Origin of the sequence: Aeromonas sp. R1-1, from assembly GCF_040908495.1 — a bacterium.
Classification (GTDB): domain Bacteria; phylum Pseudomonadota; class Gammaproteobacteria; order Enterobacterales; family Aeromonadaceae; genus Aeromonas; species Aeromonas veronii.
Genome location: NZ_JBFODV010000256.1, coordinates 1 through 15,924, shown reverse-complemented (window position 1 = coordinate 15,924; position 15,924 = coordinate 1). Strand labels below are relative to the sequence as shown.

Annotated in this window: 7 protein-coding genes, 5 tRNA genes and 1 riboswitch; of the genes, 1 reads left to right on the top strand and 11 read right to left on the bottom strand. The window is 59.8% G+C overall.

Going from position 1 to position 15,924, the window contains the following annotated elements; genetic code table 11:
• Positions 1 to 64 precede the first annotated feature (64 nt).
• Both AB5Y92_RS17240 and AB5Y92_RS17235 read right to left on the bottom strand, forming a co-directional pair.
• Positions 65 to 1,009 (bottom strand): chemotaxis protein CheV, encoded by a 945-nt coding sequence (locus tag AB5Y92_RS17240; protein ID WP_033112748.1) that lies wholly within the window; start codon positions 1,007 to 1,009, stop codon positions 65 to 67.
• A gap of 140 nt (positions 1,010 to 1,149) precedes the next feature.
• Positions 1,150 to 4,143 (bottom strand): glycosyl hydrolase family 18 protein, encoded by a 2,994-nt coding sequence (locus tag AB5Y92_RS17235; RefSeq protein WP_368227237.1) that lies wholly within the window; start codon positions 4,141 to 4,143, stop codon positions 1,150 to 1,152.
• 148 nt (positions 4,144 to 4,291) lie between these two features.
• A riboswitch (cyclic di-GMP riboswitch) is annotated at positions 4,292 to 4,373 on the bottom strand.
• 293 nt (positions 4,374 to 4,666) lie between these two features.
• Here AB5Y92_RS17235 and AB5Y92_RS17230 point away from each other — a divergent pair.
• On the top strand, positions 4,667 to 6,850 hold the full coding sequence (locus AB5Y92_RS17230; RefSeq protein ID WP_368227236.1) for an ExeM/NucH family extracellular endonuclease: 2,184 nt from the start codon (positions 4,667 to 4,669) through the stop codon (positions 6,848 to 6,850).
• Positions 6,851 to 7,021: 171 nt separating this feature from the next.
• Here AB5Y92_RS17230 and AB5Y92_RS17225 read toward each other — a convergent pair.
• The 9 genes from AB5Y92_RS17225 to AB5Y92_RS17185 form a co-directional block, all read right to left on the bottom strand.
• Positions 7,022 to 7,097: transfer RNA gene (locus tag AB5Y92_RS17225), tRNA-Ala, on the bottom strand.
• Between the two features lie 33 nt (positions 7,098 to 7,130).
• Positions 7,131 to 7,206, bottom strand: a tRNA-Ala gene (locus tag AB5Y92_RS17220).
• 52 nt (positions 7,207 to 7,258) lie between these two features.
• Positions 7,259 to 7,334 (bottom strand) — tRNA-Ala (locus AB5Y92_RS17215).
• Positions 7,335 to 7,397: 63 nt separating this feature from the next.
• Positions 7,398 to 7,473: transfer RNA gene (locus AB5Y92_RS17210), tRNA-Ala, on the bottom strand.
• Positions 7,474 to 7,501: 28 nt separating this feature from the next.
• Positions 7,502 to 7,577 (bottom strand) — tRNA-Ala (locus tag AB5Y92_RS17205).
• A 788-nt stretch (positions 7,578 to 8,365) separates the two neighbouring features.
• Positions 8,366 to 10,282, bottom strand: a complete 1,917-nt coding sequence (locus AB5Y92_RS17200; protein WP_368227235.1) for a glycoside hydrolase family 19 protein — start codon at positions 10,280 to 10,282, stop codon at positions 8,366 to 8,368.
• 79 nt (positions 10,283 to 10,361) lie between these two features.
• Complete coding sequence (locus AB5Y92_RS17195) at positions 10,362 to 10,757, bottom strand: carbohydrate-binding protein (protein WP_368227234.1); 396 nt, start codon at positions 10,755 to 10,757, stop codon at positions 10,362 to 10,364.
• Positions 10,758 to 10,832: 75 nt separating this feature from the next.
• The gene (locus AB5Y92_RS17190; RefSeq protein WP_368227233.1) at positions 10,833 to 13,343 is read right to left on the bottom strand and encodes a M66 family metalloprotease; all 2,511 of its coding nucleotides are present in this window, start codon (positions 13,341 to 13,343) and stop codon (positions 10,833 to 10,835) included.
• Between the two features lie 73 nt (positions 13,344 to 13,416).
• The coding region (locus AB5Y92_RS17185) for a glycosyl hydrolase family 18 protein (RefSeq protein ID WP_368227232.1) at positions 13,417 to 15,924 on the bottom strand (2,508 nt) is incomplete at its 5' end.

Here is a 15,924-nt window from a genome sequence, read left to right as displayed (position 1 = left end):
ACGACGGCAGATAAAAAACATCCCGCCGAGGCGGGATGTTTTTTATTGCAAACTGTATGGCGGGTTACTTTTCGAGAACCTGACGCAACCGCTCCTGCGCCACGCCGACCAGCAGGTCGGGCTGGAATTTGGAGATAAAGCGGTCACACCCCACCTTCTTGACCATGGCTTCGTTGAAGTTGCCGCTCAGGGAGGTGTTGAGGGTGATGAAGAGATCGGCCATGCGCGGATCGCTGCGCACTTCGTGGGTCAGGCGGTAGCCATCCATCTCCGGCATCTCCGCATCGGTGATCATCAACAGGATCTCGTTGGTCACCTTCTTGCCGGCATCGCACCACCCTTTGAGCAGGGTCAGTGCCTGCAAGCCGTCCTGACACTCGATAACCTCGAGCCCCAGCTGCCCCAGCGTCTCGCGTACCTGATTGCGGGCTGTGCTGGAGTCATCGACGATAAGCACCTTGCGGCCATGCATCTCGGGCAGAATATCCCGATCCAGCACCTCTTCGGAGATGCTGATGTCGTAGGTGATGATCTCCGCCAGCACCTTCTCCACATCGATGATCTCGACAATCTGATCCACCCCGTCTTCCGGAATGCGAGTAATGGCGGTGAGATAGTTGGCGCGCCCGGCCGAGCGCGGCGGCGGCAGGATATCCTTCCAGGTCATGTTGACGATGTTGGCTACCTGGCCCACCAGAAAGCCCTGAATGGTGCGGTTGTATTCGGTGATGATGAGGTTGGATTCGCTATCGACCGGCATGGGACGCATGCCGATGGCGCTGCGCAGATTGATCACCGGGATCGAGGTGCCGCGGATATTGGCTACCCCGCTGATATTGTGGTGAGAGCCCGGCATCTTGTTGAGGTGCGGCAGCTTGACCACTTCTCGCACCTTGAAGACGTTGATGGCAAACATCTGGCGGGTGCCGAGACGGAACATCAACAACTCCAGGCGGTTTTCCCCTACCAGCTGGGTTCGTTGATCAACTGAATCCAATATACTCGCCATATGCTGACATCCATCTGATTATTAATCGACTTCTATTATAGAGGCTGCCTGCCAGGAAAGGCAGACGCATTTTCAACCAGATCGACCATGCAGATAAAAAAAGTGAGGCCTAAGCCTCACTTATCTCCTTGATTTAAAAATCAATAACTACAGACAGACTTCCAGCTGCCATCGGTGGTCTTGGGTTCACTGCTGGTCCACCAGTTGGCCTGCCACACCACCTTGTTGTGGGTGATGCGATCGCCTGCGTTGGCATGATCCCCTTGCGGCCAGGTCGGGTAAGCCTTATAGGCTGCCGGATTGATATTCTGGCTGCTGCAGGTCGTACCGCCCTCACCACCGCCCGAGCCCAGTACGGCCTCCGGCAAGGTCGGGAACTCGGCCTTGAGACCCGCGGTCTGGCTGCCGCTGATGATACGGATGCCACTCGGCACGCCAGCGGCCGGCAGATAGTAGGTCATCGCCACTTCCACATCGCTGCCCGGCGTCCAGGCTTTCCAGGTCGGCAGCGTCAGAGCCACCTTGTGGAAATCCTTCTCGTTGGCAATGCCATCGGAGTTCTGGTTGCCTCCGCTCTCCACCACTTTCAGCCCCATCCCGCTCTGGTCGGTGATGGTGTCAGAGGTAGAGGTTGGCACCAGGAACTCGATGCGGGCGCCGCTCGGAATGGTCTGGGTCGAGTTGTTGGTAAGCTTCAGGGTCGGGTTGATCGGATAGTTGGAATCACCCTCCTTGAAGCCGGAGAGGCTCACCGCGATGTCGAGCTGTGCCGCCGGAGCTGCCAGATCGTTCTGCTTGGCGTTGTACTTGCTCGCCTTGGCAAACTTGTCGTAGGCGAGCGTGGTCAGGGTATCCCCCATGCCGTACTCTTTTTTCACCGGATCGTAGGCGTAATCACCCGCCATCTCCCAGAACATCACGCCACCCAGACCACGATTGACGATGTAGTCGAGCTTGTGACCCATGGACTCCTCATCCTCGGTGGAGAGGAACACCTTTTTCTCCTCGTTCCACAGCCAGGGGGCATGAGCCTTGTCGTCGTAGTAACGGACATACTTGCCCTGCATCACGTGGGCCGGGTTGTTGGGATCCAGACCCCAGGCCTGACCGTAGCTCGGCATGCTGGTGATCCCCAAATCGGCTGCGTGCTCCAGGTTCTTGGCATGCCACATGGGGACGGCGCCACCGCCGATCTCCTTGCCGTTCTTGTCCAGATCGTGCCAGATGTTGTCGATGCCGACCGCCCCGTTACCGCACGGAATGGTGCCGCCACCGGTACCCGGCTGGCAATTGCTCTGGCTCGGCAGTGCAGCCTTGCCACCCAGACCGTGGGTGCCACCGCTGACCCCCTGCCAACCGCGGGTGTAATAGGGTACGCCCACGTTGATCTTGCCGGCCGCCAGCGCACCACGGAAGTAGTGAGCAGACCAGGCTGCGTTGAGGTAGCCGATGCCGCCAAACTCTTTCTGGGTGTAGACGCCCCACTGCGCCAGCTCGGCGTCTGCCTTGTTGTCAAACAGGGCGGCGTTGTGGCCGACAAAGTGGTTCCAGGCACCGTGGAAGTCGTAGGTCATCAGGTTGACGTAGTCGAGGTACTGGGTGACCTGGAAGTTCTCCATGCCGCGCAGCAGATAGGCGGAAGCTGGCGAGGCGATGGTCAGCATGTACTTGCGGCCATCCTCGCTGCCCGCCGCATCCAGCTTGCTGCGCAGGGTCTGCATCATCACCTTGTAGTTGGCAAACAGCTTACCGCGGCACTGGTTGGAGAGCGGGAAGTCGTTGGGATTGCCCGCATCCTTCATGGAGGTGGGATATTCGTAGTCGATATCGACCCCGTCAAAACCGTACTGACGGATAAAACTCACCGCTGACGTGGCAAGCGCATTGATGCCATCGGTGTTGACCGAGCAGTCGCCCTTGGTGGTGGCGGTGTAGAAGCCGCGGGTATCGGCCCAGCCGCCGACCGAGATCAGGGTTTTCACGTCCGGATACTGTTTCTTGAACTTCGACAGCAGGTTGAAGTGCCCCTTGTAGGCGAACTCCGGATCCATCTCGGCACCCGGCACGCCATCCCAGGTCATCTTGGTCGCCGAGTCATCCACCTTGATGGTGTGGCTCTGCTCGTCCACCGCCGCGAAGGCGTAGTTGATGTGGGTGATCTTGCTCCACGGAATGTCGCTCACCAGATAGGCGGGCAGGCCATTCTTGCCGGTGCGCCAGGAGGTGAAGTAGCCGATGACCCGGCGGGCATGATCATCCCCCATGCACTCGTAGCCATCAGGACGATAGATCTGGCGGATATCGCAGGAGAGGTTGCCGCCGGATGGTGGCAGCGCGGCCTCCTCGACAGTGACGTTCACTGCCGCCGACTCGCCGACCAGATTGGTCTTGTCGGTGGCAACCAGCTTGAGGGCGGCACTGCCCTTGGCATCGGGTGTCCAGTTGACCTGCCAGGGGGTGGCATTGTCTTCCCCTACCTTCTTGCCATCGACAAACAGCTCGACTTTGGCCACATCGTTGTTGGCATCGGTGACATTGCCGCTCACCGCCACGCTGCGACCCAGCGTCACCTTGGCACCGCTGGCCGGGCTGCTGATGCTCACCTTGGGCGCCTCTGGCGCTACCACTGCAGCAACGTTGAAGCTCGAATCCGCCTCGCTCAGTACCTTGCCATCCTTATCCAGCGCCCGCGCTTTCAGGGCGTGCGCCCCAACGCCCGCAGCACTCCAGCTGGCGCCCCAGGGCGAGGCGCTGGCCGTGGCAGCAAGTTTGCCGTCGATAAGATATTCCACCCGGGCCAAGGCCGTTACCGGGCCGCTCAGGCTCACCGCCAGCGCCACGCTGGTACCTTCGTTGAAGCTGGAACCGGCAGCCGGTGAGCTGATGGCTACGCCGAGTGCAGGAGGAGGCACCTCGCCACCATAGGGCTTCCAGGCATCTGCCCAGACTACACCTACCCCCGGCTCATAGTGATAGGGGGATGCCCCGCACCAGCCTGAATAGGGAAATTCTTTGCACTCGTAGAGGGCACCGACGTTGCTGACGATATCGCCAGCCTTGTAGGCAGTACCGGATTTATAGGCGGGATAAGCGGCATGAGCCCAGGCGGGCGCAGCCGCAAGGGCGACCAGCATGGCAAGCCTGCTGGGTCTGAAGAGCTGTTGCATATTGTTATCTTCCTTGTTTTGTCTTGGCTTGGTCACCAAGGCAAAGAACAATCGCAACCTGCATGATGGGCGCAGACAACTGGCAATGGACCTGCCACAAAAACCACCCCTCACCCAGGGAAACCCCGCTATCTGGATCCACGATCGAGACCGGAAGCATTGCGCCCCAGCATCACTGCCGGTTGCCCTTTACCTGGGTTCCGTGAGGAACGAACCCAGTATAGGAAGGCGACAAGATCCCCTCAATCTTTATTCTCAAAGAGAATTATCCCCTGCCACGAAAGCGTCATGATCACAGGGTTAAAATTGATTGAATTATCAAAAAAATCATATCGTTACTGGGATCATAAAAACGCTTTCCCGCACCTTCTCAGATTCATTTAATGTGCGTTGGCTCACTGGTATGACATGCCAGAAATGTGACAATGCGCGCCCTTGGTCAACGAGCCAAGGCTATGGAATCACTGGCAAAAATAAAAAAGGAACACCTATGAAAGGTACTCGCACCCTGCTGTCGCTGGCCGTGGGGCTGGCACTTGCATCCTCAGGCGCCCATGCGGCATTTGTCTGCCCGTCCGATCCGGCTCAACTCACCCCCATCCCGACCATTCAGGGCACAGGCTCCGCCAGCGCGCTGGCTACCCAGACTGTGACCGACAAGAACGGTAACGTGACCGGCAAAATCAGCCCGGGCACCTTCAACGTTCGCGGTATCGTGACGACGCTGGGCCAAAGCCTGACCAAGGGTTTCTATCTGACCGACCCGGTGGGCGATGGCAATCCGGCCACCTCTGATGGCATCTTTGTCTATCTGAACGACAAGGACTTCGCGACCAAATATAAAGACATCAAACCGGGGTCTGAACTCTGCCTCGAAGCCAAGGTCGAGGAGTATTACGGCGGCACCCAGCTCAAGCCCACCTTCGAATCCAGCAAAGCCCGCCTGCAAGTCACCGCACAAGGGCTGAATGTGCCGACCAGCGTACTGCAGGTCAATGAAGGGGAGACGCTGGCGCAGGCACTCAATCGCCACGAAGGGATGCGGGTACGTCTCGACAGCAGCAGTGACCTGCACCTGACCCGCAACTACGGCTTCGACTACAAGGTCTATCGCAACAACGTAGAGTTGGCCCACAAAACCCCGCTGATCAAACCGACCCAACTTCATGTTGCCAACAGTGCGGACGCTGTCGCACTAGCCACCAGAAATGGCAGCAACCGTCTGGTAGTCGAGTCTGATTACAAAGCGCCGGATGGCGTACTGCCCTGGTTCCCTGGCTGGGATGCCGATCAGGGTTATCTGCGCATCGGTGATCAACTGACCGGGCTGGAGGGGGTGATCGTATACAACAAGGATGCCTTCCGTCTGGTGGTACCGAGCGATATCACCCTGACTACCGGCGCCCTGCTGCGCAGCCCTGAAGAGGATCGTCAAGACGCGCCGGCTCGCCTCGCTGGCAGCGATCTGCGGATCGGCAGCTTCAACGTACTCAACTACTTCACCAGTCACTCCAGCATCGGCGGCGCACTCAATATCCTGTGCAAGGATCAGGCGGATGCCGACAACGCCAAAGGTTGCAACCGGGGGGCCAAGAGCCAGCCTGAGTTCGAGAAGCAGCGCACCAAGATCGTCAATGCCATTACCGCAATGGATGCCGATCTGCTCGGCCTGATGGAGATGGAAAACAACGGATTCGAGGATAACTCGGCCCTCCACAATCTGGTGACTCGCCTCAACGAACAGCAGAAGGATGCGAGCAAACACTACGCCTATGTGCGTCTGCCGGTCACTGCCCTTACCGATGGCAAGTTCTTCGGCGGGGACGCCATCATGGTGGCGATGATCTACCGCCCTGCCCTGCTCACCCCCAGCGGGGATGCCAGCGTCATCAAGCTGCCGGAGCAGCGCTACACCACAGGTGGTGTGGCCAAGACAGCCGGTCAGCGCGATTCTCTGGTTCAGACCTTCACCCTCGCCAAGAGCAAGGAACCGCTGACGCTGGTGGTCAACCACCTCAAATCCAAGGGGTCAGGCTGCTACGAAAATGGCGATGGCAAGACAGAACCGGCCGACCTGCAGGGCAAGTGCACCGAGTTCCGGGTCTCTGCCGCCAAGGTGCTGGGTGAGGCGGTCAGCAAACTGCCGGGCCAGGTGCTGCTGGTTGGCGACTTCAACTCCTACGCCAAGGAAGATCCGATCCGGGTGCTGACCGACTACAACCCGGCCACCAGCGAGCGGAAGATCGTATCGGCCTCTCACACCTTTATCGGTGATCACTCCTATGAACAGCTCGGTCGCGAAGTGACTCGCAGCTACGGCCTGATCGATCTCAACGTCAAATTCAACAAGGAGAAAGCCATCTCCTACAGCTACGACGGGGAGCTGGGCACCCTGGACTACGCCCTCGCCAACCCGGCGCTGGCAAGCAAGGTGGCAGGTGTCGCCGACTGGCACATCAACTCCTTCGAGAGCTCCCTGTTCGAATACGGCAGCCAGTACACCGGCACATTGCTCAAGTCTGACAACCCCTTCAGTGCCTCCGACCATGATCCCATCATCGTCGACCTGAGACTGGAGAGCGATGCCACCAAACCGGACACCTCCTCAGGCGGTGGTGCGCTGGGACTCGGCCTGCTAGCCCTGTTGCCACTGGCCTGGCGACGTCGCCGTTAACCACAGGCGCATTTGAATAGTGCAAGCAAAGCCCGCGGCTCTCGCGGGCTTTTTCATTCAGGTCATTGGATTTACAAATGAAAGGCGCGGACGTATGGGGAAAATAAATGATGGAGAAAGCAAAAAGGCCACCGCGATGCGGTGGCCTTTTTGCTTCTTGTAACAAGAATTTGGTGGAGCTACGCGGGATCGAACCGCGGACCTCTTGCATGCCATGCAAGCGCTCTCCCAGCTGAGCTATAACCCCGATGTGTGTGAATGACTGACGTCACTCTGAATTTGGTGGAGCTACGCGGGATCGAACCGCGGACCTCTTGCATGCCATGCAAGCGCTCTCCCAGCTGAGCTATAACCCCAAATTCGGCACTGACTGAATGAATGGTTCTGGCGGCCATTCATCCTCAATAATGGTGGAGCTACGCGGGATCGAACCGCGGACCTCTTGCATGCCATGCAAGCGCTCTCCCAGCTGAGCTATAACCCCACAAAGGTCGGCCTGGGTGATACACACCGCACTGCCCTGGGTACTTCATGTCAATCAGGAACATGGTGGAGCTACGCGGGATCGAACCGCGGACCTCTTGCATGCCATGCAAGCGCTCTCCCAGCTGAGCTATAACCCCTTTGATTCCAGATTGTTCGAGGAGAATTTGGTGGAGCTACGCGGGATCGAACCGCGGACCTCTTGCATGCCATGCAAGCGCTCTCCCAGCTGAGCTATAACCCCAACTCACCTCGGCGCTGACGAAGTTATCTCCGGCAACGGAGGCGCATGATAGGCATCACCCGCTTTGCTGTCAACCCTAAAATAGCCGCGACTGATTCGTTTAGTCAAAATTGCAGCAGTTCGCTGTTTTTACCAGCAAGGCGCGTGCTATCTCTCTGTTTTATGTCACAAATCGGCTCAAACACCTATACAGGAGAGGCCGTGCAGCGAGCCTCTTTCCCCGTGCAACGCCCCCGCTCTCAAGCCTCTTTTGCTGGCTGATCAGCAGCTTCTCCCCCGTCACCTCGGGAAAGCCTTTCCATAAAGGGCATTGCATTTGAAAACCCTTTCCATGATTTATGTAAATTTACAACACAGAAAGTTGATCTGGCTCACAAATGACCATAGGATCAAACCGTGACCCAGGTCACACACCATAACCATAAATGACAGAGCGATGAGGTAAACCATGTTTGAGAATCTGGCAGTCCTGTTCCACCTGCGCGGTGCAACCACCAAGAACGGCGTTGTAGAGAAAGATGCCTATGCCCCCTCCACCCGTGAATACTACTTCCGCTACGGCAAATAATTGCTGAAAGCCTTTCACGGAAAATGTAATAAAAAAACAACACACATCATCACACAGCCCTTTCGAGGCGCTGTCCTGTCCGGGCCAGATGTTCCACGGCCAAACCTGAACTCCACCAAACAAGAATGGGGCCCGCAGGCCCCATCTTTTATTGCTCCGGATTGTCATTGCACTGAATAGTGCGCTGGCTTGTCGGCAAGCCTTGTAACCCTGAAACGGCTCAGAGCTTGATCCAGGCATCGGCCCAGGCCGTACCCTTGCCCGGCTCATAAGCCCAGGCAGCACCTGCACACCAGCCGGTGTAGGGGTGCGGTTTGCACTCGTAGCTGGCACCGCCATTGCTGACCCGCTCGCCCGCCTTGTAGGGAGTCCCCTCTTTATAGGCTGGATAGTCAGGCGGCGTCACGCCCCCCTCCTCCCCTTTCACCAGCAGGCTATGGGTAGTGCTGCGGCTCAGATTACCTTCATCTGTGACCGTCAGTTTGATCTCCAGCCTGGTATCGCTGGCCGGCTTGGGCAGAGTCAACTCCAGCGCCACCTGATCCAGTGCCGGGGCAGAAGCACCAGCCGGAATAGTCCAGGCATAGGAGAGCGGCTTGCCTTCCGGATCGCTGGAGTGCTGACCAGAGAGCATTACCTTGCTGCCACCTTCGGCCTGCGCCGGGCCGGTGATATTGGCCACCGGCGGCAGGTTGGTGCCACCGCCGTTATCCTCGATCACCACCTCCGGATAGAAGTGCTGAACGCAGCGGCTGTAATCCCCCTCCTTGAAGGCGCTGAAACGGGTCTGGTAACCCACCAGCTTGCACGCATAACTCTTGCCGCCGTTGGGGTTCTCTGCCACATAGCTCCAGTCCTGCTCCCAGTAGATGGGCAGGGCACCGGCGCCCTTGTCGTCAAACACCTTCATGTTCTTGCAACCCAGTACCTCATCGGATGGCACCGCCACCCCGAGGTAATTGGCAAACTCGCGGTAGTAGTTGATGCGGTTCTGGGACTGGGCGTGCTCGACCGGGCCACCGCACTCCACCCCACCATTGATGATCTGGGTGGTGACTCCGAAGCCCGGCACCAGACCGTTCTGCTTGTCATGGTCATTCGGCTGCCAGGTGCCATCGATGACATGGAGCATGGAGGGCTTGGGCGGCTGCGGATAGGTATAGAAGAACACCGCGCTGGCCAGGTTCAGCCAGGTGTCGGCCACCAGATCGGGACGGTCGAGCAGGGTGCGTACCGTACCGAACATCGCCTCGGAGAAGGGGCCGTAGTTGTAGTTGTAGGAGAGCTGCTTGGCGCCGCGGCCAAAGTAGCTCTTGAACTCGCCATTATCGAAAGTACCGCACGGCCACTGCTGACCCTGCCACACATCGGGACGGCACTCGGCGTTGTAACCGCCGCGCATGGTCTCATTCCATCCCATCTCGCGCACGTAGACCAGCGCCTGACGCCACTCGGCCTCCGGGCGCCAGTTTTCATGGCCGCCGGTCTCCTGGGCGAAGTGAGCAAACATGGTTGCCAGGGTCTTGCGGCAGATAGCATCGGCATCGCGGCCATCACTGTAGTCGCTGCACAGGGCCGGGAACTTGGCCGCCGCCTGCAACAGGCCACGATAGGTGTACTCGGGGGCGCGCAGCGGGAACAGGTAGTTGAACTGCCCCTCGCTCAACAGGCTTTCGACCCGCTTGACGTTGCCCGGGTTGTCGGCACGACCCGGCTGCACCGCCTCGACCACCAGATTGTCACGGGTAGCGATGGAGGCCTTGACCGCTTCCATCGCCGGGAAGTCGGTCAGCGCCTTCTCTTTGGCATCAAGCTCGGCCTGGCTCATATAGACGGGGGTAGTGCTGCCATCCGGTGGGGTAGGTGTCGGCGGATTGGGCTTGTCATCGCCGCCGGTGTCCGGTGGGGTCACTTCCCCTTCGCCGACAAGCTTCCACGGAGTATCCCACTCATTGGCGGCCGCCATGCCCGGAGTCTGACCCGGGTTGACCCACCACTTGGCCTCGAAAACCTGGCCGTTGTAATTGACCTGGCTACCGCCCGGATAGGATTTGTTGATGTCGTATGCCTCGGCCGCCCACAGGTGGCCGCTCAGCATCATGCCGGCAAGCAGAAGGGTGATGCGGTTTTTTTTCATTATTGTTGCTCTCTATGGTTTTGTGGCAAAAAGCGGAGCCCGCCTGAACAGGCTCCGCCATCTTCATCATGGACTCAACCTAGGGGCAGCTTGCCGCCCCGACATCCAGCCAGACATCGTGCTTGCCCGGCTCGTTGCCTTGAGTCCACCACTTGGCCTTCCACTGACGGCCGTTGTGGTTGGTCAGCTCACCGCCGTTGTAGGCAACGGTCGCGCTCCAGCCCAGCTCAACCTGACTCGCCAGCGCCCACTGATCGGCGGCGCGGCCCGGTTCATTGCCCTGAGTCCAGTACTTGGCACGCCATACCAGCTGGTTGTGACTCACTTTGTCACCGCCGTTGTAGACCTTGCTGGCCTGCCATGCGGGAACATTCGCCGCTTCCGGATCTGTGGTGTTGCAAGAGCCGTCGACCACGGGCTCCAGCGTCAGCACGATGCGCCCTTCGCTCTGATGTACCCCGTCCGAGACGCTCACACTCAGCTCATGCTGTTCGCTGGTGGTGACAGCCGGCGGTAACAGACGCAGGTTGGCACTGGTCTCGCCTTCCGCCTACCAGCCCGCCGGGAAGTGCCAGCGGTAGCTCAGCGCATCCCCCTCGGGATCCCTCGCCTCGGCAGTGATGGTCAGCCACTCACCGCCGATGCCGCCGAGCTGCGCCGGCACGGTCACCACCGGAGGCTGGTTCTCGACCACGCCCTGCTCCAGCGGCCGCCCGTTGACGGTAAAGGAGAGGGTCTGCTGCGGTGGCAGCAAGCTCTGCTGTACCAGTGTCTGGCCACGGCACTGGATGGTGGCGCGGCCGGGCTCGCTGGCGGTGGGCAGGTTGATGTGGAACTTGTTCATGACACTACTGGCCGCCCGGTGATTGGCCAGCCTGAAGCGCTGCAGACCATCGCGGGTCTCTACCTGCAACTGGCAGTCATTGCCGGACAGGGTGTTGCTGTCATCCGGGTAGGTGAAGCCGTAGGCGCCGTGCAGCGCCGGATAGATGTAGCTGGGCAGACTCCCCTGCGGGTCGTAATAGCCCACCAGAGTGGTCACCGGCACGCCGAATTGCTCGGGCTTGCGCGCAACCTTGGTATCGATGAGGGAGACCTCCACCCAGCTCTGGCCATCCGAGGTGAAGCTCTTCTTGAAGCCCCGGTTCACCACAATTTCCTTGCCGTTGATAAAGAGGCGACTGTTGTAACCGGCCCCGTGATCGATGGTCAGACTGCGCCCCCGGTTGTCCGCAGAGGCAACCGGCACCCGGATATCACGAGTCCAGCGTCCATCCCACATGGCAACCCTGACCAAGCCGTAATCCGTCAGCAGGGCACTCAGTCCGGCCTCACTCAGGGCATCCATGGGGGCATCGACCTTCTCGATCCCCTCGATTGTGTGCTGATAGGGCTCCATCCTGGCCATCGCACTGTTCCACTTGCTAAAGCCGGTGGCCGAGTTGGCATCGAACACCGCCTTGCTCTCCAGAAAACGCTGGATGATGGCGGCCGAATTGGGGGTATAGAGGGTGAAACGGTTGGCGCCGGAGAGAGGGCGGCCGCCCGCCATCGCATCGTGGCCAAACTTGCGGCCATCGAACGGCGGCTGGCACTGGTCATCCAGACAGGCATCCTCATTGGTGCGGGTCGGCGAGAAGTTGGGGATGAAACGGTGTTTGTCACTGTCCCAGCCCCAGCTGGAGTTGAGCTGATCGGCACTGCGATGAACCGAGCCGCGGAAACCATCCACATAGTGGCCAAGGCCGAAGTTATGGCCCACCTCGTGGCTGAACTCGTTGCCCAGCGAATCATCCAGCGTGACGATGCCACCGCCACCTGAGCCACCGTGCACCTGAACCCCATTGGCATATTTGCCGCGGCTGTTGTGCGCCGTCAGCTGGGCCACCACAAAGGGATGGCTTCCTTCCCCTTCACCGGCACTGCTGTTGATGCCGTAGTTGGCATTGTCGATACCGTGGGAGATAAGCTCCTTGCCGATGCGCTGACGCATGGTGCCGCCATGCCAGCCCCCTTCGCTCGGGTCAAAATCGGTCAGCAATGTGCCGTTGGGCAGCATCACCTCAGGTAGGGAGAGCGGTGCATACTGACTGACAATCATCCGGCTGGCCGGAATGGTCTGGAAGTATTCGCGATGGGCCTCCTTGTCATTGGCAAAGGCAAAGCGATCCCGTGGTGTGGTGAGCATGCCGATGTCGATGGTGTGCAGCAGCAGCTCGCCGGGGGCGCCGACCTTGATGTCACGCAGTTCACCACTGAGATTGCCCTGACGAACGGAGAGGTTCAGTCCGGGCTGGATCCACTCGGCAGGCAGCTCGCCGCTCCAGGTATCCGCTGCATAGGTGATGCGGTTGTTCTCCAGCTCCCCCTCACGGAACCACTGCCCATTGGCAAACTTGAACTGCAGGGTCTGGCCACGGGAGACGGTCACCTGTCGCTCGCCATAGAAGGCCGTCGAGTTATAACCGGCGCTGGAGCGGATCCGCACCATCTTGCCCTCCAGCTCCGGGCTCACGGGCAGGTAAATATCCCGAACCCAGCGGCCGTCGGCGGTCTGGATCTCCACCAGCGCGCGACCAGTCAGCCGTTCCTTGAGGAAGGCGCCGCTCTTGTCGTTCAGTTTGGCCAAATCAGCACTGCTGCTGATGACGGCAGTGGTGCCGCTCTCCGGGATGAAACTCACTCCCCCTTCTGGAACCCCCGCGAGGTGGTAGACAGTCTCTGGCAGCGCCGATGGGGGCGACAAGGTCAGGGTGCCAAGCAGCTTGCCGCTGCCGTCACGGGCCTCCACAGTCATGGGGGTCACCCCGTCGGCCTGAAGCGGTTGCACCAGCAGCAGGCTCTTGCGCAGGCTGGTCAGGATGGGTTGGCGATCCCCCTCTTTGGGATGGGACGGCAGGATCTGGCTCTGGGCAAACAGCACGCTGGCAGCCAGACTGCCCGCCAGATCGCTTTGCGGTGTCGTGTCATTGAATATCAGGGGCGAGGTGGCGGCAGACAGGGGGCCAGCCGCCAGGGTTGCCATGATGAGGGCTGCGATTCGGGTCACATTTGTGGTCATTGTCGGGTTCTCGTTCATATTGCTACCGGGAATGAGGGGCATGTCGCCATGCCCCGTCATCGGTGAGGAGGCCTCAGTTACAGCTTGCTGCCCCGATATCCAGCCAGACATCGTGCTTGCCCGGCTCATTGCCTTGAGTCCACCACTTGGCCTTCCACTGACGGCCGTTGTGGTTGGTGAGATCCCCGCCGTTGTAGGCAACGGCTGCGTTCCAGCCCAGCTCAACCTGACTCAGCAGCGCCCACTGATCGGCGGCGCGACTCGGCTCATTACCCTGAGTCCAGTACTTGGCACGCCATACCAGCTGGTTATGGCTCACCTTGTCACCGCCGTTGTAGACCTTGCTGGCCTGCCATGCGGGAACGTTGGCTGCTTCCGGGTCGGTGGTGTTGCAAGAGCCCCCCTCACCACCTTCGTTGATTGGCGTGACGGTGAGACGGGTGGCCGCGTTGGCATCGAGTGCGCCATCGGAGACGGTCACAGAGAGGTCATAACCGGTTTCGACATCCACCGCCGGGCCGGTGACCACCAGGGTGGCGCTGTTCTGGCCGCTCGCCGTGATACCGGCAGGCACTTGCCACTGGTAGATCAGCTCGTCGCCATTGGGGTCGGATGCCTTGGCGGTGATGGTCACCTGCTTGCCCTCTTCCACCTTGACGCTGGCGGGCAGAGTGACCACCGGAGGCAGGTTGGGCTGCGGCGCCTTGTTGGTCACCACCACCTGATCCCTGGCGGTCAGTTGATGGTCATCGGTCACCGTCAGCTCGAACACCAGATTGATGTCGGCGGACACGGCATCGAGTACAACCCGGGCCTTGGCCTGAGTGGCATCAAGCAGAGCGGCCTGCGGGCCGGAGACCTGCTTCCAGCTATAGGTGAGGGTGCCATTTTCCGGGTCGTGGGAGGCGGAGCCGTTCAGCGTCACCTCGGTCGGGCCGGTGACACTCAAATCGCTGCCCGCGTTGGCTACTGGCGGCTTGTTGGCTGGTGGGGTAACCCCTTCACCGTGACCGAGACCTTCATGCATGGCGTTGAGGATGTCGCCATTGTCGGCATCGATCTCCCAAGAGAAGAGCCCGCCCAGCTTGTTGGCCAGCACGTATTGGCCTTTCGCCTTGACCGAGCGCTCGTCGTCATAGGTGATCAGCTCGCCGGTGGAGGGCTTGAACAGGGTGGCCGCTTCGGCAGTCTCGTCGTAGTTGTACTCCCAGCCTGCGCCCATATGGCTGTTGACGATGTGGCGATAATCCAGCACGCCATCTTCCCAGGTGCCCTTGATCTTGCCGGTGGCGGTGCCGGTGAAGGGATCGTTGCCCTGATATCCGCTCACCCCTTTCCAGCCGCGACCGTAGGCGGCGGCACCGATCACCAGCTTCCCGGAGTCGACCCCCTGCGCCAGCAACTGCTGCACCGCTGCATCAGTGTTGTAGCGCTTGTTGGCCGAGCCGTTGGTGGCCTGATAGAGGTTGGCCTGATGACCCAGGGAGGTATTGCTCCAGGCACCGTTGTAGTCGTAACTCATCACGAAGAGGTGATCCATGTACTGCTGGGCAGCCTTGTAATCCACATCCTCAATCTTGTCGTAACCGGCCCCGATGGCGGAGGTGAGCTGATAGGTGCGACCGGTCTCGGCCTCCAGCTCGTCGAGCATGGCGCGCAGATCCTTCATTATCAGCACATAGGTTTCACCATCTTTGGTCTTGTCCCCCAGATTGGGGTTGGCGCCGTCCCCGCCCGGGAACTCATAGTCGATATCGACACCGTCGAAGAACTTCCAGGTCTGCAGGAACTCTTTGACCGAGGCGACGAACACGTCACGCTTGGCCTTGTCATGCATGAAGAAGAAGGGGTCGGAGAGGGTCCAGCCACCGACGGAGGGGAGGATCTTCAGGTCCGGATAGGCCTGTTTGAGGGCCATCAGATTACCGAAGTTGCCCTTGTAGGGCTCATCCCAGGCAACCAGTGACCCCTGCCCTTTTTGCAGCGCGGCCCAGGGATCGTGAATGGCGACCTGGAAATCCTTGCGCCCGGCGCAGGCTCGTTGCAACGCCTGGAAGCTGCCGGCAATCTCTTTGAGGCTGTCGTTGAGGCCATCACCGCCACAGATCGGGGTGAAGCCATAGAGGATATGGGTCAGGTTCTGGGTCGGCAGCTTGTCCACGGTGAAGTTGCGATCATAGACCCCCCACTCCACATAGTAGGTACCGACCACCTTGCCGGACTTGTTGACATAGGGTTTGTTATTCTCCTGCAGGGCAGGCTTGAGCGGCGCAAGGTGGCTGCCATCGGTATCGGCGACCACGATCTCCTTGGCATCAGACAGGGTGCAGCCATCGCCGTTGCACAGCGCGACCTGCATCTGATAGCGGCCCCCCTTGTGCACCTTGAAGGTGGCGGTACCCGCGGCGGAAGCGGGACCGGACCACACCTCCTTGCCATCCAGCAGCACCTTGGCACTCTGGCCGATATCGCCGTTCCAGATATTCCAGGTGACGGTCACATCGGCGCCATCCTTCACCTTGACCAGCTCGTTATAAGCGGTCGCGGACTGGTTGACTTCGACGATGGCAAACTTGGTGGG

Excerpts from the sequence above, each read along its gene's own strand:
- AB5Y92_RS17235 (WP_368227237.1), bottom strand. The coding sequence starts at position 4,143 with ATGCTGGTCGCCCTTGCGGCTGCGCCCGCCTGGGCTCATGCCGCTTAT.
- AB5Y92_RS17190 (WP_368227233.1), bottom strand. The coding sequence starts at position 13,343 with ATGACCACAAATGTGACCCGAATCGCAGCCCTCATCATGGCAACCCTG.
- AB5Y92_RS17230 (WP_368227236.1), top strand. The coding sequence starts at position 4,667 with ATGAAAGGTACTCGCACCCTGCTGTCGCTGGCCGTGGGGCTGGCACTT.
- AB5Y92_RS17200 (WP_368227235.1), bottom strand. The coding sequence starts at position 10,282 with ATGAAAAAAAACCGCATCACCCTTCTGCTTGCCGGCATGATGCTGAGC.
- AB5Y92_RS17240 (WP_033112748.1), bottom strand. The coding sequence starts at position 1,009 with ATGGCGAGTATATTGGATTCAGTTGATCAACGAACCCAGCTGGTAGGG.